Below are 14,914 nucleotides of genomic sequence, written 5' to 3'. Positions count from 1 at the left end.
AGGTCCCTGCGATGGTTGATGGCACCACGCCGCTGGTCGTTGCCATGGACGGGCCTTCGGGCACCGGCAAATCCAGCGTCTCGCGGCGACTGGCCACCCGGCTCGGCGCCAGCTATCTGGATACCGGCGCGATGTACCGCGTCGCGACTCTGCGCGTGCTGCGTGCCGGTGTCGAGCTGACCGATGCGGCCGCGATCAGTGCCGCGGTCAAGGAGCTGCCGCTGACCATCGGCACCGATCCCAGCCGCGAGGTAATTCTGCTCGATGGTGAAGACGTCTCCTCGGAGATTCGCGGCAATGCCGTCACCAAGGCGGTTTCCGCGGTGTCCGCGGTGGCCGAGGTGCGCGATCTGCTGGTCGCCTTGCAGCGTGAGATCGCTTTCGCCGCAGCGCGAATCGTGGTCGAGGGGCGCGATATCGGCACCGTCGTGCTGCCGGACGCGGACGCCAAGATCTACCTCACCGCCTCCGCCGAGGCCCGCGCCCAGCGGCGCAACCAGCAGAACATCGCCGAAGGCCGCGGCGACGACTACGAGGGCGTGCTCGCCGACGTGCAGCGGCGCGACACCCTCGACTCCACTCGCACGGTGTCCCCACTGCGTCCGGCCGACGACGCGGTGCTGGTCGACACCAGCGAACTGAATATGGATGAGGTCATCGACGAGCTGTATCGCGTTGTGGTGCGACAGGTTTCGATGGGCCGGACGGGAAGTGCACAGTGAGTGAGGACGTACTCGCGGGCGATGGCGTCTGGAGTGACGAATCCGATTGGGAGACGGCCGATCTCGAGGGTGAATTCGGTGATGAAGAACACCTCGCCATGCCGACCGTCGCCGTCGTCGGCCGACCGAATGTCGGGAAGTCGACGCTGGTGAACCGGATCATCGGCCGCCGTGAAGCCGTCGTCGAGGACATTCCCGGAGTGACCCGTGACCGCATCTCCTATGAGGCGAGCTGGGCCGGTCGTCGTTTCCTCGTGCAGGACACCGGTGGCTGGGAGCCCGATGCCAAGGGGCTGCAGCAATCGGTCGCCCGCCAGGCCGAACTGGCCATGGAGACCGCCGACGCGATCCTGCTCGTTGTCGATGCCGTGGTCGGCGCGACCGCGACCGATGAGGCCGCGGTGAAGAAGCTGCGCCGCTCCAAGATCCCGGTAATCCTGGTCGCCAATAAGGTCGACGACGAACGCGTCGAAGCCGAGGCCGCCGCGCTGTGGTCGCTCGGCCTCGGTGAGCCGCGCATGGTCAGCGCCTCGCACGGGCGCGGTACCGGCGACCTACTCGACGATGTCCTGGAAGTGCTGCCGGAGACGCCGCGTGAGGGCACCGGCGGCACCGGCCCGCGCCGGGTCGCGCTCGTCGGCAAGCCGAACGTCGGCAAGTCCAGCCTGCTCAACAAGCTCTCCGGCGATGAGCGCTCGGTGGTGCACGATGTCGCGGGTACGACCGTCGACCCGGTGGATTCGCTGGTCGAGTTGGGCGGCAAGATCTGGAAGTTCGTCGATACCGCGGGACTGCGCCGCAAGGTCTCCCATGCCAGCGGTATGGAGTTCTACGCATCGCTGCGCACCAAGGCGGCATTGGAGGCCTCCGAGGTCGCGATCATGCTGATCGACGCCTCCGAGACGATCACCGAACAGGATCTGCGGGTGATCAGCATGGTCGCCGACTCCGGTCGCGCGCTCGTGCTGGCCTTCAATAAATGGGATCTGGTCGACGAGGACCGTCGCCTACAGCTGGACAAGGAAGTGGACCGCGACCTGGTCCGGGTGCCGTGGGCGCAGCGCGTCAATATCTCCGCACACACCGGCCGCGCTGTCCAAAAGCTGGTTCCGGCCATGGAAACCGCACTGGAATCCTGGGATAAGCGCATCCCCACCGGCCGCCTGAACAACTGGCTCAAGGAAGTCATCGCGGCGACACCACCGCCGATGCGCGGCGGCCGCCTGCCCCGTGTCCTGTTCGCCACCCAGGCGACCACCCGCCCGCCGACCTTCGTGCTCTTCACGACGGGCTTCCTGGAGGCCGGATACCGCCGCTTCCTGGAGCGACGTCTGCGCGAGGAATTCGGCTTCGACGGATCCCCGGTCCGTATCTCGGTCCGGGTCCGCGAGAAGCGCGACCGCAAGAAGTAGCACCGCACCCAGCCCACACAACGGACGCCGCTGCCGAGCAGCGGCGTCCGTTCTGGTCTGCTGGGCGATCTCGCTGGCACCGAGCATCTGGCTGTGGCAAACATCGGGCGAATCTCTCCTGTCGGGATTAGTTTGGTATTCGACCAATCCGGTTCGCGAAGCGATGCGAACTCCGTTGTTCGAATGCCAAGGCCTGCCCTGGACCGTTCGACCAGCAGGCCGCATCTCCGATATGGCCCCGACCTGGTCAGGAGTCGAGTTCATCGTGTTGCCGCAGTCGATCTATCCGGTATCCGCAGTGCCCCACCCAGTACTAGGTAGGAGGTGCCCATGACCCGCGATTCGGAGTTCATCGTCATCCCCCTGCGCACCGATGCCGCCGCCGGCGATTCGCCAGTCGGCTACTGCCCATCACGCCGGAGTGCCGAGCACGCCGAGCACACCCGAAACTTGATCGATCAACTCGGGGCGGTGGCGGCGGGGGACCGCGACGCCTTCACCGAGTTCTATCGCGCGACCAGTAACCGCGTCTTCGGGATGGCGGTGCGCGTCCTGCGCAGCCACGCCGAGGCCGAGGAAGTCGTACAAGAGGTATATCTGCAGGTGTGGTCGCAGGCCGACCGCTACGACCGCACCCTGTCCAGCCCGATGGGATGGCTGATGACGCTGGCGCATCGGCGCGCGGTGGACAGGGTTCGCCGCGAGCGTGCCGCGTCGACCCGCGATATCGTCTATGGCCATACGCATCTGGGGCGTGATCATGATGTCGTCGCCGAAGCGGTCGATCAGCACCTCGATGCCGAGGCCGTGCTCGGCTGCTTGGAGACCTTGACCGAGATGCAGCGGGAGGCGCTGGCTCTGGCCTACTACAGCGGACGAACCTATCCCGAGGTGGCCGAACATCTGGCGGTCCCGCTGCCCACCATCAAGAGCCGGATTCGCGACGGGCTCAAACGTCTCGCACACTGTCTGTCCGGAGGTGACAATTGATGAGCGACCACGACCGACCGGCCGCGGACTTGCTCGACTTGGCTTACCCGTACGCACTGGATTCGCTCGACGAGATCGAGTGTCTTCGCATCGAACGTCAACTGGAGGATGAGGACCAGCCCATCGCCGCCGAGTTCGCCGCCACGGTGTACGACCTGCGGGAAGTTCTGGCCTCACTCACCGTTGTCGACGCGATGGCGCCGCCGCCCGAGCTGGAGAATGCACTGTTGCGGGCGCTCGACGAATCTCTTGGAACTGAGCGCAACCCCGTCCGCCGCCGTTGGAGCGGGCGGTTGAGCTGGCTGACGGCGGCCGTCGCGGTGGTCATCGCGATCGGTGCGGGCATCGCGATCATCACGCTCCGCTCCGGACCGGCCGCTCCGCGAGGTATGAGCGCCGAGTCGGTGCTCGCGCAGCCCGATTTGCGGACGCGGTTGGTCCCGGTTTCCTCCGGCGGCTCACTCACCGTGCGGACCTCTGCCGGGATCGCCACGGCGATGGTGAGTTTCGACGATATTCCAGCACCACCGGATGGGCGCACGTACCAGCTCTGGCTTGTGTCCGCGGACGGGGTGCCGCGTTCGATCGCGGTGGTCGTGTCGGCCGCCACTCCGTCGGTGGTGATTCGCTTCGATACCGTCGATACCCTGGCCGTCACGGTGGAACCCGCAGGTGGTTCGACCAATCCGACCTCCACACCGATCGCCAGCCTCGGACTCGCCTGAACTCAGCGGGTCGGGGTGATGCGTCGAGCGGTCAGCGGAAGTCGGCGCGGTGGTCGGATACCCATTCGGCCAGGGAATGCGCCGGGCGGCCGGTGAGGTCGGCGACGGTGGAGGTGGTCTGCGGTCGGGGTGCGGCCATCATTGTGTCGTAGCCGTCGAGCAGGACGTCGATGAACGAGTCGGGGAAGGATTCATCGGCGAGCAGGCGCTGTTCGGCGTGTTCGCGGGTCAGTTCGGCCCAGCGCAATTGGCGGCCGAGCACTTCGCCGATGATCCGCACCTGTTCGGCCCGGGTGAGCACTTCGGGTCCGGTCACTGTGTAAGTGGCTCCGGCATGGCCGTTTTCGGTGAGTGCCAGGGCCGCTACGGCCGCCATATCGGCCTCGTGGATCAGACTCATCGGCAACTCGCCATGGCTGCCGTGCACGATATCGCCGGTGCGGATCTGATCGGCCCACCAGAGTGTGTTGACGGCGAAGGTGCTCGGCCGGATCACCACCGATTCGATACCGCAGCCGTGTACCAGGTTTTCCTGCTCCTCGAAGCTCAGGTCCGGGATGCCGTCGGTGCCGAGGAACACCACGCGGCGGGCGCATCCGGCGATGATGCCGAGCGCTTTCGGTAGTTGTGCGCCGGTATGCAGCGGCCATAACAGGAAGGCCGCGTCGATGTCGTCGAGGCAGTCGATGAGGGTTTCGGGTCGGGACAGTTCGGTGCGCACTACCTGCACGTCGGCCGGGAGTTCGGCGGTCGCGGGGTTGCGCGTGCCAGCGCGCACGCTGTGACCGGCCGCCTGGAGTTGGTGGACGAGTTGGCTGCCGACGTTTCCGGTTGCGGCGAGTACGAGGATGTTCTTGCTCATGCCACGATCGTGGCGACGGGGAGCGGTTTCTACCAGCACTGAGGCTAATATTGCTGGAAACCGTCAGAGATGGAGATCTGATGATGGATACCGTCGATCGAGGCATTATCCACGCGCTGCAGATCGACGGCCGGGCGTCTTTCCGAACTGTTGCCGAAGTCCTCGACGTCTCCGAGAACACCGTCGCCCGGCGCTACCGTCAGCTCCGAAATGCCCACGCGCTCAGAGTGATCGGCCTGGTCAACGGCCGCCGCCTCGGCTACGTCCAATGGACGATCCGACTGCGCTGCACTCCGGATGCCGCCGGATCGGTCGCGAAAGCCCTTGCGGCCCGCGATGATACGTCCTTCGTCTATCTGCTCTCCGCAGGTACCGAGGTGTCCTGCACGGTACAGACCCGCAGCACCGAGGAGCAGGAAACCCTACTGCTGCACAAACTTCCGCGCACCAGTCGAATTGTCGCCATGTCCGCCCACCTGCTGTTGCGCGGTTTCATGCTGCCCGACGGCTGGCAAGGCCTCACCGCCCTGACCCCGAACCAGGTCGACCATCTGCGCCCCGCTCCGGTAGACCCCGAAGACGGCCCGCTCCACCTCGACGAAGGCGACAAATCCCTCCTGCGCGCCCTCAACCACGACGGCCGCACCCCGTACTCCGACCTCGCCACCGCCACCCAATGGTCCGAAACCAAGGTCCGCCGCCGTATGGACACCATGCGGCGCAATGGAATCCTGCACTATCAACTCGACATCCCGCCCGCCGCACTCGATTTCGGTACCGAAGCCCGCCTCTGGATCGCCACCCGACCCGCCGCTACCGTGACAGTCGGCGAAGCCATGGCCCGCCACCCCGAAGTTTCCTTCGCCGCTGTCACCACCGGCGCCACCAATCTGGTGGCGGCCGTCAACTGCCGCGACCCGCACGACCTCGGCCGCTACCTCACTGAACGCATCGCAGAGCTGCCGGGCATCGCCACTGTCGAAACGGCTCCGGTCATTCGGACCGTCAAACGCGCGGGAGCGCTGGTCCTCTGACGCCCAGCATGCTCTGTGTCACGGTGCCGAGCCGCCGTGCGCGGCGTATGTTCGTTAATTAGCGAAATATCGAAGGAAGGTGGATGTGCTCGACGAGTGCAAGGCGTTGGCGAACGAGACTCGGCTGCGCATCTTGGCGTGGCTCAAGGATCCCGAAGCGAACTTCCCGGAACGAGGGCAGGACACGGCAGAACTCGGTGTGTGCGTCGGCCTTATCCAGCAGAAGGCGGGGACCTCGGCGTCGACCATCTCGGCGCATCTGGCGATCCTGCAGCGCGCCGGATTCCTCAGCGCCACCCGGCGCGGCCAGTGGACGTACTACCGCCGCGACGACGCCCGCATCAGGGCCTTCACCGAAGAACTCCACCGCGTTCTCTGACTTCCGAAAGGCAGCGTCTTATGCCCACCGCACTGTCGATCCTCGACTTGGCGTCGATCGCACCCGGCCGCACCGCGCGCGACAGTTTCGATAACAGCGTCGCACTGGCCCGGGTCGCCGAACACAGCGGCTACCGACGTGTCTGGTACGCCGAACACCACAACATGCGCTCGATCGCATCCAGCGCCACCAGCGTTCTCATCGGCCACGTCGCGGCCCATACCGACACCATTCGGCTCGGGGCGGGCGGCATCATGCTGCCCAACCATTCGCCACTGGTGATCGCGGAGCAGTTCGGCACCCTGGAGACGCTGTATCCAGGACGGATCGACCTCGGACTCGGCCGTGCGCCCGGTAGTGACCAGAAGACGATGTACGCGCTGCGCCGTGACCCGGCATCGGCGGACTCCTTTCCCAAGGATGTGCTGGAGTTGCAGGGGTACCTAACCGGGCAGTCGCGGGTGCCGGGAGTGCAGGCCGTGCCACGGGCGGAAGGCGCTGTGCCGCTTTATATTTTGGGTTCGTCACTGTTCGGTGCGCAGCTCGCCGCGCAGCTCGGTCTGCCGTACGCCTTCGCATCGCACTTCGCGCCCGATGCGCTGCACCAGGCGGTGGCCGTCTATCGTGACGGGTTCCGTCCGTCCGAGCAGCTCGCTGAGCCGTACGTGATGGCAGGAGTCAATGTGTTCGCCGCCGAGGACCACGATGCGGCCGCGGAGCAGAAGGCGATCGCCTACCGTGCGCGCGCACGAGCCATGATCCGGCGGGGTGCCGCGGGCGCCGACTTCACCGACGAGGAGATCGACGCATTCCTCGCCTCGCCGAACGGCAGTCAACTCAGCGCGATGACCCGGTACACCGCAGTCGGCACACCCGCCGAAGTGCATGCGTACCTGGAGGATTTCGCGGGCTCCATAGGCGCGGACGAACTCATCGTCGCCCACCACGCCACGGAAATCGGCGACCGACTCCGGTCTGTCGAACTCACGGGCGGGGTGATCGCCGCAGACGAGCCGGTAGCTCGCTGACCGCGGTTCACAGTTCGGTGCCGACGATCAGGTTCGCGGTGATAGAGCCGTCGGCTTCCTTATTGCCGTGCACGACGACCGCGGCACCGACCTTCACATTCGACATACTCGTCCCGCTGAGGACGAACACCTGGGTATCGGCATTGACGTGCACTTTGGTTGTCGCTCCCAATAGCCCGGCCACCGTCAGTGTCTTACCGTCGTTCGCGGTGACCTCACCGATGGTCAGCCCGCGGTTGACCTGGACCGCGTTCGCTGCCAGGGCGGTGGGGGCGTTGGTGCCCGCGGCCACCCTGGCCGGTGTCGAATCTCCGGATCGGCCCGCCAGCAGGAAGCCGACCACCAACACCAGCACAACTGCGATGGTGGTTCCGGTGAGCATGCCGAGATCGGGGTGGTTGCGCCGCAGCCGATTCGACGGGATCGTGACGGCGGTGAGTATTACCCGGTCGACTGCCAGCTCGGTGCCGCTGGACTCCTTGGCGGGTAGGCCCTTGGGCTGGCTCGACCACGGGGTGGCCGGTGGACTCATACCTTCAACGTTAGGTAGTCGAGTACGACCGGCTATCACCACTGACGGGAGCACCTCCCTGGTGATTGCGTCGCGACGGCGGGTCGGCGCGCACCCGGACGGCAATCACCTGGCATTATCCGTTCATGGTCATTCCCAGCGTGCTGCCGGAACGCCCTACCACCGGAACCCCGTTCGAAACAGGCTGGCCGGTCCGCCTCGCCGACACCAACCGGGACCGATGCGTGCGCCTCGACGCCATCGCCCGCTATCTCCAGGACATCGGTTTCGAACATCTGGACGCCGTCGAGGACGGTGACCTGCACCGCGGTTGGGTGGTCCGCCGCACCGTCATCGACGTCCTCAAGCCCATCGAATTCGGCGAACACGTCACCCTGCGTCGCTGGTGCTCGGCCCTGTCCAACCGCTGGTGCAACATGCGCGTCCAAATCTGCGGCAGCAAGGGCGGATTGGTCGAAACCGAGGGCTTCCTCATCCATTTCGGCACCGAGTCCGGCGTTCCCGCACGCATGAGCGACCGCTTCATGGCACCCATGCTCGCCATCACCACCGAACACCGGCTGCACTGGAAAGCCGCCCTCACCGACCCACTACCCACCGGCCCTTCCGTCCAGGAACTGCCCTTCCCCTTGCGCGTCACCGATATCGACTGGCTCGACCACGTCAACAACGCCGTCTACCTCAGCGCGTTGGAAGAAATCCTGGCCACCCACACCGACCTCATGTCCGGCCCGCACCGCACCATCATCGAATACACGAAACCGCTGCGGGCCGGTGAGCAGGTCCGCATCGTCGGCCGCCGCGATGGCAGCGCCCTCGACGTCTGGTTCGCCGTCGACGACGACTCCCGAGCCGCCGCCCGCGTCACCCCGCGCTGACCCTCACACCCCACCCGCCACACCGATAACCAGGCGATTCGGCGTCTGGCCTGCTCCTGAGGTAATCTTTTCGAGCGCCCACAACCGGGCGTGAACGGGCTGTGGCGCAGCTTGGTAGCGCACCTGACTGGGGGTCAGGTGGTCGCAGGTTCAAATCCTGTCAGCCCGACCAGGTCAGAGGCGGTTTCTCCGCCTCTGGTCGGCGTTTTGAAACCCTCCAGCTTGCCTAGAGGTAGGCGATGAGCCCTCTTCGCTTGAAGGGCTATTGCGTCTGTCGCCGTGAAGAAGTCGCCAGCGTTTTCCCTGTTTTCCGGAGGCATTGGTTGACAATTGGTGATCGGCTGCCGCCCTGCCGGGAACCCGGGCGGGTCCGCCCTGATCGACGGCGAGTTATATGTGTTGAGGTCTGCTGACCGAGGCCGGAAACGACACCGACGGGATTACCCGCGAAGAACAGGACGCCTTCGCCGTCACGCTCCCACCGGCTGCCCGTAAAGGCATGGGACAAAGAGGTTTTCGACGATGAGGTGGTGGCGATCGACGTGCCGGGCAAGGGTGGCAGCACCAGCCGGATCCTGCGTGACGAGAGCATCCGGCCCGATACCACCGTGGACACCCTCGCGCGGCTGCGCCCGGCGTTCCGTGACGGTGGAACTATCACTGCGGGCAACGCCTTTACCATCAACGATGGTGCCTGCGCGGTCGTGCTGATGAGCCGGGAACGCGCTGAGGCCGAGGTGATCTCGTGGATCGCGGAGATCGGTGAGCACGGTATGGTCGCGGGCCCGGACTCCAGCCCGCAACTGCAGCCCGCCATGTGATCACCCCAGGAGTGTGACCGTGCCGGGGATCTCGCCCACCGACTTGGTCTGGTGGAGATCAACGAGGCGTTCGCCGCGGTGGACTGTCCACCTGGCTCCCCGAGCTCGGCTGCAGCCAAATGCGTTGCGGTTCGGGGACGGCGTGAACCCATGAACGGGATCCGCCAGCGCAGATAACTCTATGGCAGTCTTGCCTGTTCCACACCTCTCGTTGGCCGTCTAACAGTTTCATCGCCAGATCGCAGAGGTCACCGCACTTGGTCGTCCTGGTTCAATCACACAGTGTCCGAACGGCGTTTGGTATGGGCCGTGAGGCTCGCACGGCGTCGAAGTGTGGTCGCGGACGCCCGACGTCGCGGTCCGGCGCAAGGGTCGTAGGTCGCGTCGGTCGGTTTCCTTGTCGACGGTCGAGTCCAACCCGCGCAACGGGCGATTGCTGAGGTGTGATCATGGACTCGGGGGCTGCGATTGATCGACGAACCAGGCGGCGATCTGCGCGCGTGAGGTGAATCCGAGCTTGGTCAGTATGTGCTCCACGTGCCCCTCCGCAGTGCGTGGTGCGACTACCAGCTTTGTTGCGATCGCCTTGTTGGTCAGTCCGCCAGCGACGAGTTCGGCGACTTGCCTCTCGCGCCGAGTCAGGTTCGCAAGGGCAGCTGATTGCGCGGGTGTCTCACTGTCCTGCCGGCGGCCGAATGCGTATTCGGCCGCTTCTTTAAGGCTCATCGCATTGCCACGGTGGAACTGTTTTGCGAACTCACGGTCGCCGAGTGTTTGTTGGGCGTGCCGTTCGCATTCTGTGTGATCGGACAGCTTGTTGAGGAAGTTGGCTGTGGGACCGCCGACTGCACGCCACACACTGTCTGCTGCGCCTAGCAGCACAGCGGCTCGCTGCTCATGGTGCTGGTCGGCTTCGATCCAAGCGAGTGTTTGCAGGCATCGCGCGACGCCGACAGGGTCGTCGACATCGCTCGAGAGCCGTAGACCTTCAGCAAGTGCCGCCGTGGCGTGCTTGAGGTCTCCGTTCCGCCAGAGGGCCCATCCTCCGGTCACCGAGGACCGGCCCCGGTAGACGAACTCTCGGCATCCGGCGGTATCTGCAAGTATCTGTTCGTGGGAGTCGAGAGCCTTGGGCGCATCACCTAGCTGCATGTATGCGAGACCCAGTCCCAGTAGGCTTCCTATCGGGAGAACAAGCAAGCGACCTTCCTTCGATGATGTGAGGGCCTCCTCCAGGTGGGCGATGGCGCGCAACGGGGCAGAGTTGTAAAGCGCCATGTATCCGGCGGCGAACTCCGCATACGCGGTGGTCGCAGTGCTCACGCTCTGATCTCTGGTTGCGTCTCCAGTCGTCAGAAGCGCCATTCCTGTGGGAAGGTCTCCTTGTAAACCAGCGAGCACACAAGCCAGGTAGGTCGCTTTGACCCAGTCCTCGGTGTTGTGGTCGCCAGGCTGCCCGGTCATACGGGCTAGCCACAGTCTGCCTTCGGTGAGCAGCCCACGGGAGAGCCAGAACGGAAAGAGAGCTGCCGCGATTCGCGTGCCTGCCTCGGTCTCGACTGGCTCGTCCAGGCAGAACTGGAGAGCTTCACGGATGTTTGGCTGCTCCTGTTCGAGGCGGAGGATCCAATCCAGCTGGCGTGGGCTGATCCAATCTGTCTCAGCTCTCAGCACCAACTGCTCATACCAAAGTTGGTGCCGCCCTTGAAGGACTGCCAACTCAACGTACTTCTCCAGCTTTTCCTGCCCATACTCGCGCAGGGTGTCGAGTAACCGGTAGCGCACCACCGCGCCCGGTTCCTCTCGAATCAGGATCGACTTGTCGACCAACGACGCCACCACATCGACCAGATCTTCAGGTTCGATCTGTTCGGCGCTGATAGCCTGCGCGGCATCCAACTCGAAGCTGCCGGCGAACACCGAAAGCAGCGACCATAGATGTTGTTCGTCCGGAGTGCACAGCTCGTAGCTCCAGTCGATACAGAACCGGAGGGTCTGTTGTCGTGTGTGTGCGCTACGGCTGCCGAGAGCCAGGAGTCGAAAACGGTCGGTTAGTCGATCGAGGATCTGTTGCGTGGACATTGCCCTCAACCGTGCCGCCGCCAGTTCAATTGCCAGCGGCAATCCGTCTAGCTGCTGACAGATATGTGCCACCGCGGCCTGATTGTCGTCGGTGAGTTCGAATTCTGGGACAGCGGCGGCCGCGCGCTCCGCGAACAGGCTTACCGATTCGTATTGGGGCAACCCACGAAGGGATGGAGTCCAGCTTGTGTTCGGTATAGGCAGCGGCGGCACCCGGATCGCCATCTCTCCATTGACACGCAGGGGTTCGCGGCTCGTTGCCAACACCCGCAGTCCTGCGCAGGCGTGCAGAAGAGTTGCCGCTAGTGGAGCGATCGTTTCGACTAGATGCTCGCAGTTGTCGAGTACGAGTAGTGTCTGGTGTTCGGCGAGATGATTCATCAGGATCGTCAGAGGCGGATCGCCTGAATCTTGACGGATCCCGAGGGCGGTCGAGACAGCGCTTGCAACAAGGGCTGGGTCGCGGAGCTCGCCCAGCTCGACCAGCCAAGTACCATCCGCAAATGCCCGCCGTGATTCCGTCGCGATGCGCAACGCGAGCCTCGTTTTGCCGACGCCGCCCATCCCTGTGAGAGTGACGAGCCGGCAGGCTGATAGCGCCTTCTTGGCTTGAGCTAGTTCGTGCCTGCGTCCGACGAAACTGGTCAGCTCGAGGGGAAGGTTCCCGGGCCTGCTGTTTTGCCGCGCCGGCATCGGGGGATCGTGCTCGGGCGCAGAATTCCGTCCTGTTGAAGTCGGCGTGGTGGATACAGCTGCCAGGGCAGGCTCGGTCGCTGTCCCCGTAGAACTTGTGGAGACGACTTCGTCGCTGTTGTCGGTATTGCCTCTTCTGCTCTCGGCCGAGCTGTCGGGGGTAGCTACTGCCATGTCGACGACCTGGAGCTTGTGTCTCCGTTCTGCTGCGCGCAACCGTTCTCCGAAGTCCGCCGCGGTGGCAGGACGCTCTCCCCGGTCCCGGGCCATTGCCTGTTCGACGGTGTCGTAGATGTCGTCAGGTATGCCGTGCCCGCGTACGTCGGGCAGCGGATCGGCTGTGATCCGCAGGAATTGGGCCACTACCTGTTCACCCGCCTGGCGTTCGAATGGCGCGTGCCCGGTAAGAGCGCAGAAGAGGGTCGCGCCGAGGCTATAGACGTCTGCGGCCGGGCTGGGGGAGCCTCCAGTGAGTACCTCCGGCGCAGTGAACGCCGGTGATCCCGTAATCGCGCCCGCGGTGGTTTCGAAGGCTCCGGCCACATGAGCAATGCCGAAGTCGGTCAACTGCGGGTCGCCGTACTCGGTCAACAGGATGTTTGCTGGTTTGATGTCGCGATGGAGAACGGCGAGGCGGTGTGCGGTTTCCAAGGCGCCCGCTATCTTCACGCCCAAACTCAGCGTTTCCGCCCATTCCAGTGGACCGTCGCGCCGGATACGAACCTCGAGTGATCCTCGGGGCTGATACTGCATCACGATGTAGGGAAACCCACCGCGGGTCGCGCCGGCTTCGAACACATTGACGATATTCGGATGCCCAGATAGTCGACTCATCGCCTGTTGCTCACGCAAGAAACGATCGAGATTGTCGGTATCAAGCCCGGTTGTCAAAACCTTCACGGCCACCAGACGGTCGAGGGAACGCTGGCGGCATCGAAACACCACACCGAATCCGCCATGCCCGATCGCTTGGGCATCCTCGAACCCGGCAGTATTCAGATCCTCGGGAAGCGCCGCAAGGACATCACGGCGTGGGTCCTCAGAGTCTCGATCGGCCATCTACAGCCTCGATCCTCAGCCAATCTGGACGGCAACGTGAACTCGCGCAGCGCAACCGCCGCCATCGAGGTCAGCCTATCATTCGGCCGCATCGTCTGTCGGGCTCCGCTCGCCTGACCAGTGACAATCGTCTGCCGCCTGAGGACGACGGCATCCCCGCCGGTCGCTCCGAAACCGACGATGCGCCCAGGGTTGATGAGGCTGCTCGGGCTGCGGCTCAGATGTTCAGGCCGCAGGGTGGAGCGCTCGTAGTCCAGTGACATGACAATCCCCGACAGTCGCGACCCTCAGGCTTGCGGGCACTACACCGAAGGCCGCTCCGGTCTGAGAGAAGGAACGGACACGCAGATCGAAAGCGGCCGCTACCTCGGAGTCGACGCGACCCACTCCTTGTCTCGCCGGTGACCGGCACGCCCTGATACGCGGATCGCCGCTGCGGCGCTTGACTATGGTGCACGCCACTCTTAAGGTAAAAGTGATATCACTTTCACTATTGGAGGAAGCCATGCAGCCGACGCAGCCCGTATGGATCGTCGACGGGACTCGAACCCCGTTCGGCAAGTTCGGTGGCAGCCTGCGGGAACTGTCCGTGATCGACATGGCAAAGCAGACGCTCGAGTCGCTGTTGGCTCGAACCCGGTGGCGGACCGACGGCATCGATGAATTGATCGTCGGTATGGCGATGATCGAGGGAGGGCTGATGGTGCCGGCCCGCCAACTGGCCTACGCCGCGGGTCTTCCGGAGACTCTGCCCACCCTGACGATCGACCGGGCATGTTGCTCGGGCATGGCTGCGGTCGGGCTTGGTGTCCGCGCGATCGGCGCCGGCGCGCGGTCCGCGCTCGCGATCGGCGCCGAATCGATGAGCCAGACACCACGGCTGTTGCACGAGACCCGCTGGGGATCCAAACGTGGCGACTTGACCGTGGAGGACCTGCTGATGTTGCGTAACCCACTCGAAGGTGGAGTTTCCATCGCACGATCTGTCGGAGTCGAGGCACAAGCGCGCGGGATAGGGCGCGAGGAACAGGACAACTGGGCACTGCAAAGTCACGAACGCTACTTCAAGGCCCTGGCCGAGGGATACTTTCAAGACGAGGTGAGCGCTGTCGCGACTCCGAATGGAATCGTCGAGGTCGACGAGCAACCACGAGCCGATACCAGCATCGAGAAGCTCTCGCGCCTCACTCCGGTCTACGGCGGCCCGACGGTCACCGCGGGCAACGCCCCGGGTCTCAACGACGGTGCTGTCGCGCTAATGCTGGCGGGGGAGCAGGCACTGTCGGACCATGCCGCAACTCCGCTGGCGAAGGTGCACTCGTATCTGCAGACCGCGTCGACCCCGACATCGTCGGTGTACCTTCCCGGAGTCGCGATCGGACGCCTGATCGAGGAGGCAGGTCTCAGCGCGGCCGATGTCTCTGTCATCGAGATCAACGAGGCCTTTGCCGCGACCGCGGTCGTGAGCACGAAGGCTTTGGCCGGCGGCGACTTCGCGTTGGAACGAGAGCTGGCCTCGCGCACCAATGTCAACGGTGGAGCGGTGGCTCTGGGCCATCCGACCGGCGCGAGCGGCGCGCGGCTGGTGCTCACCGCCGCCCGGCAATTGCGACGGTCGGGCGGTCGCTGGGCGGTCGCCGCGATCTGCGGCGGATTCGGTCAGACCGACGCCGTGCTGATCGAGGCCGCACAGTGAC

General features: G+C 64.7%; 14 protein-coding genes and 1 tRNA gene. 12 read left to right on the top strand and 3 right to left on the bottom strand.

Features of this window, described 5'->3' with window-relative positions; translation table 11 throughout:
* Window positions 1–11: 11 nt before the first annotated feature.
* The 4 genes from cmk (at window position 12) to ACQP1G_RS30800 (ending at window position 3,849) form a co-directional block, all read left to right on the top strand.
* A complete protein-coding gene (gene cmk / locus ACQP1G_RS30815; RefSeq protein ID WP_433193105.1) occupies window positions 12–722 on the top strand; it encodes a (d)CMP kinase in 711 nt (236 codons plus the stop codon).
* Window positions 719–2,134 (top strand): ribosome biogenesis GTPase Der, encoded by a 1,416-nt coding sequence (gene der, locus ACQP1G_RS30810; protein WP_433193104.1) that lies wholly within the window; start codon window positions 719–721, stop codon window positions 2,132–2,134. The genes cmk and der overlap by 4 nt, the downstream gene beginning before the upstream one ends.
* Window positions 2,135–2,464: 330 nt before the next feature.
* Window positions 2,465–3,124, top strand: coding sequence for an ECF RNA polymerase sigma factor SigK (gene sigK / locus ACQP1G_RS30805; RefSeq protein ID WP_433193103.1), 660 nt, complete (start codon window positions 2,465–2,467; stop codon window positions 3,122–3,124).
* Complete coding sequence (locus ACQP1G_RS30800; RefSeq protein ID WP_433193102.1) at window positions 3,124–3,849, top strand: anti-sigma factor; 726 nt, start codon at window positions 3,124–3,126, stop codon at window positions 3,847–3,849. Before sigK ends, ACQP1G_RS30800 begins: the two co-directional genes overlap by 1 nt.
* Before the next feature lie 31 nt (window positions 3,850–3,880).
* On the opposite strand, the gene ACQP1G_RS30795 is transcribed toward ACQP1G_RS30800, so the two are convergent.
* The gene (locus ACQP1G_RS30795; RefSeq protein ID WP_433193100.1) at window positions 3,881–4,711 is read right to left on the bottom strand and encodes an SDR family oxidoreductase; all 831 of its coding nucleotides are present in this window, start codon (window positions 4,709–4,711) and stop codon (window positions 3,881–3,883) included.
* Between the two features lie 80 nt (window positions 4,712–4,791).
* Between ACQP1G_RS30795 and ACQP1G_RS30790 the strand changes: the two genes are divergently transcribed.
* The 3 genes from ACQP1G_RS30790 to ACQP1G_RS30780 all read left to right on the top strand — a co-directional run bounded on the left by ACQP1G_RS30790 (window position 4,792) and on the right by ACQP1G_RS30780 (window position 7,152).
* Complete coding sequence (locus tag ACQP1G_RS30790) at window positions 4,792–5,745, top strand: Lrp/AsnC family transcriptional regulator (protein WP_433193099.1); 954 nt, start codon at window positions 4,792–4,794, stop codon at window positions 5,743–5,745.
* Window positions 5,746–5,830: 85 nt separating this feature from the next.
* Complete coding sequence (locus ACQP1G_RS30785) at window positions 5,831–6,124, top strand: ArsR/SmtB family transcription factor (protein ID WP_433193098.1); 294 nt, start codon at window positions 5,831–5,833, stop codon at window positions 6,122–6,124.
* A gap of 20 nt (window positions 6,125–6,144) precedes the next feature.
* The gene (locus tag ACQP1G_RS30780; protein ID WP_433193097.1) at window positions 6,145–7,152 is read left to right on the top strand and encodes an LLM class flavin-dependent oxidoreductase; all 1,008 of its coding nucleotides are present in this window, start codon (window positions 6,145–6,147) and stop codon (window positions 7,150–7,152) included.
* A 7-nt stretch (window positions 7,153–7,159) separates the two neighbouring features.
* On the opposite strand, the gene ACQP1G_RS30775 is transcribed toward ACQP1G_RS30780, so the two are convergent.
* The gene (locus ACQP1G_RS30775; RefSeq protein WP_433193096.1) at window positions 7,160–7,684 is read right to left on the bottom strand and encodes a DUF5666 domain-containing protein; all 525 of its coding nucleotides are present in this window, start codon (window positions 7,682–7,684) and stop codon (window positions 7,160–7,162) included.
* Between the two features lie 125 nt (window positions 7,685–7,809).
* Here ACQP1G_RS30775 and ACQP1G_RS30770 point away from each other — a divergent pair, with 125 nt between their 5' ends.
* The 3 genes from ACQP1G_RS30770 (at window position 7,810) to ACQP1G_RS30760 (ending at window position 9,383) form a co-directional block, all read left to right on the top strand.
* Entirely contained in the window at window positions 7,810–8,562 is a 753-nt protein-coding gene (locus ACQP1G_RS30770; protein WP_433193095.1) for an acyl-[acyl-carrier-protein] thioesterase, read from the top strand.
* A gap of 95 nt (window positions 8,563–8,657) precedes the next feature.
* A tRNA-Pro gene (locus tag ACQP1G_RS30765) sits at window positions 8,658–8,734 on the top strand.
* Window positions 8,735–9,092: 358 nt separating this feature from the next.
* On the top strand, window positions 9,093–9,383 hold the full coding sequence (locus ACQP1G_RS30760) for a hypothetical protein (protein WP_433193094.1): 291 nt from the start codon (window positions 9,093–9,095) through the stop codon (window positions 9,381–9,383).
* Between the two features lie 447 nt (window positions 9,384–9,830).
* Here ACQP1G_RS30760 and ACQP1G_RS30755 read toward each other — a convergent pair whose 3' ends face one another.
* Window positions 9,831–13,217: a protein kinase domain-containing protein gene (locus tag ACQP1G_RS30755; RefSeq protein ID WP_433193093.1), complete on the bottom strand. Its 3,387-nt coding sequence runs from the start codon at window positions 13,215–13,217 to the stop codon at window positions 9,831–9,833.
* Between ACQP1G_RS30755 and ACQP1G_RS30750 the strand changes: the two genes are divergently transcribed.
* Window positions 13,128–13,334, top strand: a complete 207-nt coding sequence (locus ACQP1G_RS30750; RefSeq protein ID WP_433209539.1) for a hypothetical protein — start codon at window positions 13,128–13,130, stop codon at window positions 13,332–13,334. The genes ACQP1G_RS30755 and ACQP1G_RS30750 overlap by 90 nt on opposite strands.
* A gap of 388 nt (window positions 13,335–13,722) precedes the next feature.
* Window positions 13,723–14,913 (top strand): thiolase family protein, encoded by a 1,191-nt coding sequence (locus ACQP1G_RS30745; protein WP_433193091.1) that lies wholly within the window; start codon window positions 13,723–13,725, stop codon window positions 14,911–14,913.
* Window position 14,914: the final 1 nt, after the last annotated feature.

This window comes from Nocardia sp. CA-107356 (assembly GCF_050946365.1).
Lineage (GTDB): Bacteria > Actinomycetota > Actinomycetes > Mycobacteriales > Mycobacteriaceae > Nocardia.
The sequence above is the reverse complement of the archived record's forward strand: the minus strand, read 5'-3'. Positions and strand labels throughout refer to the sequence as shown.